Raw genomic sequence first — 5,964 nt, forward strand, 5'->3', positions numbered from 1 at the left:
CGATGCGGCCATCACCGCCGCCGACCTGACCATCGTCTCCGGAGACCTGGTGCTGGTCCCGGATGCGATCCGGCTGGCCCGCCGCACCCTGGGCACGATCAAGGGGAACCTGTTCTGGGCGTTCGCGTACAACGTCGCCGCGATCCCGGTCGCGATGCTCGCCCTGCTCAACCCCATCCTCGCCGGCGCCGCTATGGCGTTCAGCAGCGTGTTCGTGGTCACCAACAGCCTCCGGCTGCGCCGCTTCCGCCCCCTGTCCGTCCCGACCCCCAGCGCAGCCCCGGTCTCGCGGGAGCCCGCCCCGATCCGGGCCTGACCCATCGCTCAAGAAGGAGAAGACATCATGTCCCACGACCACGATCACTCGGGGCGCGACCACACGGATGACCACGCTCACGAGCATGCTCACGGAGCGCAGAATCACAGCGCGCACGAGCATCACCATCACGAGCCTCCGGCGGGGGCAACGAACCTGGTGACCTGTCCGGTGATGCCTGGCAACCGGGTCGATCCGGCGTGGGCCGAGCAACGCGGCCTGTTCCGGGACTACGAGGGCGCCCGCTACTGGTTCTGCTGCCCCGAGTGCGGTCCGCTGTTCGACGCCGACCCGGCCCGCTACGCCCACGCCGCCTGACTGACGACGGCGACAGAACGGAGCGCACGGTGGACACCGCGGTTGGATTGGTGCAAGCGTACTTGCGGGTAAACGGATACTTCACCGTCGCCGAGTACCCGGTGCTGGACGCGGCCGGTGCCGACAGGCCCCGCACCGTCACCGACCTGGACATCCTCGCGATCCGGCTCAACCGCGCACCCGGCGACGATCCGGACCCTGCGCTCGGCGCCCGGCCGGGCATGCCGGACATGATCGTGGGCGAAGTCAAGGAAGGCGCCCCTAAACTCAACCCGGCTATGCGCGACCCCGCTGTGCTGGAAGCCGCCTTCGCGCGGTTCGGCTGCTGCTCACCCGCCGACGCGCCCGCCCTCGTGCAAGAGCTGCTCACGGTCGGGCAGGTCACCGCCCCGGAAGGTCACCTGATTCGCGCCGTCGCGTTCGGCAATACCGCGAATCCAGCCCAATCGGCCTCGTGGCACACCGTCGCCCTCGCGCACGTCCTCGACTACCTCCGTCGCCACCTGGACCGCAACTGGGCGGCCGTCGGACGCACCCAGATCAAAGACGACACCCTCGGGCTGCTCGCACTGATCGAGAAGTCCCATCGCAGCGGGGCCGGCCTACGATGACCGAGCGCCCGACACGTGCCATCCAGGATCTTCGCCCGCACCGCGGCCCGGTTCAGTCGACTCGGCTGGTCACGACGCTCGCGCGTCGCCTCAGGTGCGCGCCGATCAGAATCCGGCGCGCCCGGAGTAACCTGGATGCGGGAAGGAGGTCGGCGGTGAACCACATCCGAGCTCTCGTGCACGCCCGGTCCGGGCTGCACCGGCTCCTGCTGACCTTCACCACCGCCCTTCTGCTGATCGGCGGCCTGCTGGCCATGCATACACTCACCGGCACCCTCTTGGGCGGGCATTCCGACACGACGGCGACCGCGTTCGAATCCGCCCATGTGGACGCCGGCACCGACATGAGCGCCGTCACCGCGACCGAGACCACGCCCGGCATGAACTCCGAAGCTGCTGCCGGTCATTGCGCAGGCGACTGTGGCGGCTCGGGCGGAGTGCCGGATCACTCGATGCTGACGATGGTGTGCGCGCTAGCACTGCTAGCCGCCGCCATCGTGCTGCTGGCGCCGGTCCTGCTGGCTCGCCTCGGCGTCGCCCTCGCCCTGCTGCGACTCCACGGACGCATTGTCCTGGCCGCGCTGCCGCACCCGCGACCACCCTCTCTCCTCGTCCTGTCCATCAGTCGAACCTGATTCCCCGCCCGTGCCGGCGCGACCGCGTGCCGGACGGTTCTCTCGCCGTGCCCACCCCGGGCGGGCGGAATCAGCTCACCCGTTTCGACTGACAGATAAGGACCCCTCTCATGCGTTTCCGTACCCTCGCGCTGACCACCGGCGCTCTCGCCATCGCGCTCGTGCTCGCCGGCTGCGCCCCCACGGGCAGCTCTATGCCCGGCATGGATCACGGCCCCGGCGGCATGACCAGCACGACACCCGACACCACCGAGGAAGCGTCGTTCAACTCGGCGGACGAGATGTTCGTGACGATGATGATCCCCCACCACGAGCAGGCCATCCAGATGGCCGATCAGATCCTGGCCAAGGACGGCATCGACGAGCGGGTCGTGGCCCTCGCCGAGCAGATCAAGGCCGCTCAGGATCCCGAGATCCAGACCATGAAGGGCTGGCTCGAGGACTGGGGCATCCCCTACGACGACTCCATGTCCGGCATCGGCGGCATGGAGGGCATGGACCACGGCGACGGGATGATGTCCGAGGAGGACATGGCGGCCCTCGATGCCGCTACCGGTGTCGAGGCGACCCGCCTGTTTCTGGAGGGCATGATCACCCACCACCAGGGCGCGGTCATGATGGCCGAGATGGTGCTCGACAACGGGCAGAACCCGGATGTCGCCGCGCTGGCGCAGCAGATCATCGACGGGCAGACCGACGAGATCACCACGATGCAGGACATCCTCGCTACCCTCTGACCCCCCCGGCCCCTCGGGCGGAGCCGACACCAAGCCGGCTCCGCCCGAGCCCCGGCGACCCGCCAGGCCATCGCTTCCAGGAACCGGCAGCGTGACCCGTCGAAAGGCCCCCGTCATGACGTCCCGCACCCTGGCCGCCTCCCTGGTGGCCATCCTCCTCGCCCTGATCATCCTGTCCGTGGCGACTGTTCTCTTCATCGGAGCCATCGCATGAGAAGCCAAACCATCACCGTCGCCGCGGCGGCAATCGTCGCCGTCGGGCTCCTCCTGGCTGGCTGCGCGGGCTCTACCGCCCCGGCGCCCGCACCGACCGAGCCTGCGTTCGGGCATGTGCACGGCATCATCGACCTCGGTGAGGGCACCGTGCTGCTCGGCGCGCACACGGGCCTGTACACGCTCACTGCCGCCGGCGTGCTCGCAGGCCCGGTGGGAGGCAACGACTTCGACGCGATGGGCCTCACCGCCCACGGCGACACGCTCTACGCATCCGGGCACCCGGGACCGGCCACGCCGACCGAGCTCGGTGAGCACAACCTCGGCATCGTCCGCAGCATCGACGCCGGCGCCACCTGGGAGCCGGTCGCCTTCACCGGGCAGGAAGACTTCCACGTCCTCACCGCCACCGCCGAGGCGATCTACGGGATCGGGTCCAGCTCGATCACCGTGCGCACCAGCCCCGACGGCGGAACCACCTGGGTCGACGGCGCCAATCTGCCTGCCGTCGACCTTGCCGCCACACTCGACGGCGCCCTCTACGCGGCGACGCAGGATGGGGTCCAGGAGAGCCGCGATGCCGGAGCCACCTTCGCCCCTGTCCCCGACGCGCCGCTGCTGTACCTGCTGGAGTCTGATCCGGCGGGCGGGCTGGTCGGCGTCGACACTGACGGCGCCCTCTGGCGCCTCAACGGCGCCGGCTGGGAGAGGTCCGGAACGGCCAGCGGCACCGTCCAGGCGCTCGGCACCACCGCCGACGGCGCGATCGTGCTCGTCGACGACCGCGGCGTCGTGTGGATGCGCGGCACCGAAGCCACCGTGGTCCTCCCGTCAGGAGCACGATCATGAACACCATCACACCCGGCGGCCGCTGCAGCCGCGGATCCGGAGGACACCGACCATGAGCACGACATCGACCCGCTGGGTCCGCCACACCACCCCGCTCACCGCGGAAACCCTGTCCGGGGTGGACGCGTGGTGGCGCGCGGCGAACTATCTGAGCATCGGGCAGATCTACCTGCAGGGCAACCCGCTGCTGCGCACGCCCCTCACCCGTGACGACATCAAGCCGCGGCTGCTGGGGCACTGGGGCACGACCCCGGGGCTGAACTTCCTCTACGCGCACCTGAACCGGGCGATCATCGACCGCGACCTGGACACCCTGTACGTCACGGGGCCAGGGCACGGCGGGCCGGGGATGGTTGCCAACGCCTATCTCGACGGCACTTACACGGAGCTGTTCCCCCAGATCGCTCAGAACGAGGACGGGCTGCGGGCGCTGTTCCGGCAGTTCTCCTTCCCCGGTGGCATCCCCTCGCACGCGTCCCCGGAGACGCCCGGGTCGATCAACGAGGGCGGGGAGCTCGGGTACTCCCTCGTGCACGCCTACGGCGCCGCGTTCGACAACCCGGGCCTGCTGGTCGCGTGCGTGATCGGCGATGGGGAGGCTGAGACCGGGCCGCTGGCCACGGCCTGGCACGGCAACAAGTTCCTCAACCCCGCCCACGACGGCGTCGTCCTGCCGATCCTGCACCTGAACGGTTACAAGATCGCCAACCCGACCGTGCTGTCCCGCATCCCCGAGGAGGAGCTGGTCGCGTTGCTGCGCGGCTACGGTCACGAGCCGTTCGTCGTCACCGTCGGCTTCGACGACGAGGACCCGCGGGAGTCTCACGCGCGGTTCGCGGGAGTGCTGGACACGGTGCTGGACCGCATCGCCGACATCAAGGGCCGCGCCGCGAACGGAACTTTGGAGGGGCGGCCAGTGTGGCCGGCGATCGTGTTGCGCAGCCCGAAAGGCTGGACCTGCCCGCCGGTCATCGACGGGCTCCCCGTGGAGGGCACCTGGCGCGCCCACCAGGTCCCGCTCGCCGAGGTCCGCGACAACCCGGAGCATCTGCGGATCCTCGAGGACTGGCTTCGCTCCTACCGTCCCGACGAACTCTTCGACGCCGCCGGCGCCCCGCTCCCGGCGACGGTCGCGGTCGCGCCAGACGGCGCGCGGCGGATGAGCGCGAACCCCGTCGGCAATGGCGGGCAGCTGAGCGTCCCGCTGCGCCTCGGTGACTTCCGCGCGTACGCCCACCTGGTTCACCCGGATAGGCGGGGCGCCACATCGGCGGAGGCGACTCGGGTGCTCGGAGAATGGCTTGCCGATGTGATCCGGGACAACCCGGACAACTTCCGCATCTTCGGACCCGACGAGACCGCCTCCAACCGGATCGCACCCGCCGTCTACGAAGCCACCGGCAAACAGTGGAACGCGGCCGTGCTCCCGGTAGACGAGCACCTCGCCCCGACCGGCCGCGTGATCGAGGTGCTCAGCGAGCATCAGTGCCAGGGCTGGCTCGAAGGCTACGTGCTGACCGGGCGACACGGGCTGTTCAACTGCTACGAGGCATTCACCCACATCGTCGACTCGATGTTCAACCAGCACGCCAAGTGGCTCGAAGCCGCCCGGCATGTGCCGTGGCGGGAGCCCATCCCGAGCTTCAACTACCTGCTGTCCAGTCACGTCTGGCGGCAGGACCACAACGGATTCAGCCACCAAGACCCCGGCTTCATCGACGTCGCGCTGAACAAGAGCCCCGACGTCGTGCGGGTCTACCTGCCGTTCGACGCGAACACCCTGCTGTCCACCTACGACCACTGCCTGCGTTCCACCGGGTACATCAACGTCGTCGTCGCCGGCAAGCAGCCCGCCCCCCAGTGGCTGACCATGGATGAGGCGATCGAGCACTGCACCCGCGGGCTCGGCATCCTGCCCTGGGCCGGCACCGAGAGCGAAGGCACCGAGCCGGATGTCGTCCTCGCCGCGGCCGGAGACGTGCCCACCCTCGAGACCCTCGCCGCGGCCGCGCTGCTGCGCGAGCACATCCCGGAGTTGAGCGTGCGGGTCGTGAACGTCGTCGACCTGACCCGGCTGCAGTCCGAGGACCAGCACCCGCACGGACTGTCGGACAGGGAGTTCGACGCGATCTTCACTCCCGACAAGCCGGTGATCTTCGCCTACCACGGCTACCCGTGGCTAATCCACCGGCTCACGTACAAGCGCGCGGGGCACCAGAACCTGCACGTCCACGGCTTCGTGGAGAAGGGCACCACCACGACCCCGTTCGACATGGTCATGCTCA

Annotated in this window: 7 protein-coding genes and 1 pseudogene; all 8 read left to right on the plus strand. The window is 69.4% G+C overall.

Going from position 1 to position 5,964, the window contains the following annotated elements; all coding sequences use genetic code 11:
- A pseudogene (locus tag Q1V87_RS07930) lies at positions 1-316 on the plus strand (heavy metal translocating P-type ATPase); the annotation flags it as partial.
- Between the two features lie 27 nt (positions 317-343).
- Entirely contained in the window at positions 344-634 is a 291-nt protein-coding gene (locus Q1V87_RS16275) for a YHS domain-containing protein (RefSeq protein ID WP_366945417.1), read from the plus strand.
- 29 nt (positions 635-663) lie between these two features.
- The gene (locus Q1V87_RS07940; protein ID WP_138178304.1) at positions 664-1,245 is read left to right on the plus strand and encodes a hypothetical protein; all 582 of its coding nucleotides are present in this window, start codon (positions 664-666) and stop codon (positions 1,243-1,245) included.
- Positions 1,246-1,400: 155 nt separating this feature from the next.
- Entirely contained in the window at positions 1,401-1,880 is a 480-nt protein-coding gene (locus Q1V87_RS07945) for a DUF6153 family protein (protein ID WP_300591617.1), read from the plus strand.
- 110 nt (positions 1,881-1,990) lie between these two features.
- A complete protein-coding gene (locus Q1V87_RS07950) occupies positions 1,991-2,617 on the plus strand; it encodes a DUF305 domain-containing protein (protein ID WP_300591619.1) in 627 nt (208 codons plus the stop codon).
- Between the two features lie 91 nt (positions 2,618-2,708).
- Positions 2,709-2,831 carry a hypothetical protein gene (locus Q1V87_RS07955; protein WP_292710989.1) on the plus strand — a complete coding sequence of 41 codons (123 nt, stop codon included), beginning with the start codon at positions 2,709-2,711 and terminating at the stop codon, positions 2,829-2,831.
- A complete protein-coding gene (locus Q1V87_RS07960; RefSeq protein WP_292710992.1) occupies positions 2,828-3,679 on the plus strand; it encodes a F510_1955 family glycosylhydrolase in 852 nt (283 codons plus the stop codon). Before Q1V87_RS07955 ends, Q1V87_RS07960 begins: the two co-directional genes overlap by 4 nt.
- Before the next feature lie 52 nt (positions 3,680-3,731).
- Positions 3,732-5,964: phosphoketolase (locus Q1V87_RS07965; protein ID WP_300591620.1), on the plus strand; the 2,233-nt coding region annotated here is incomplete at its 3' end.

The organism is Microbacterium sp. (genome assembly GCF_030149085.1).
Classification (GTDB): Bacteria; Actinomycetota; Actinomycetes; order Actinomycetales; family Microbacteriaceae; genus Microbacterium.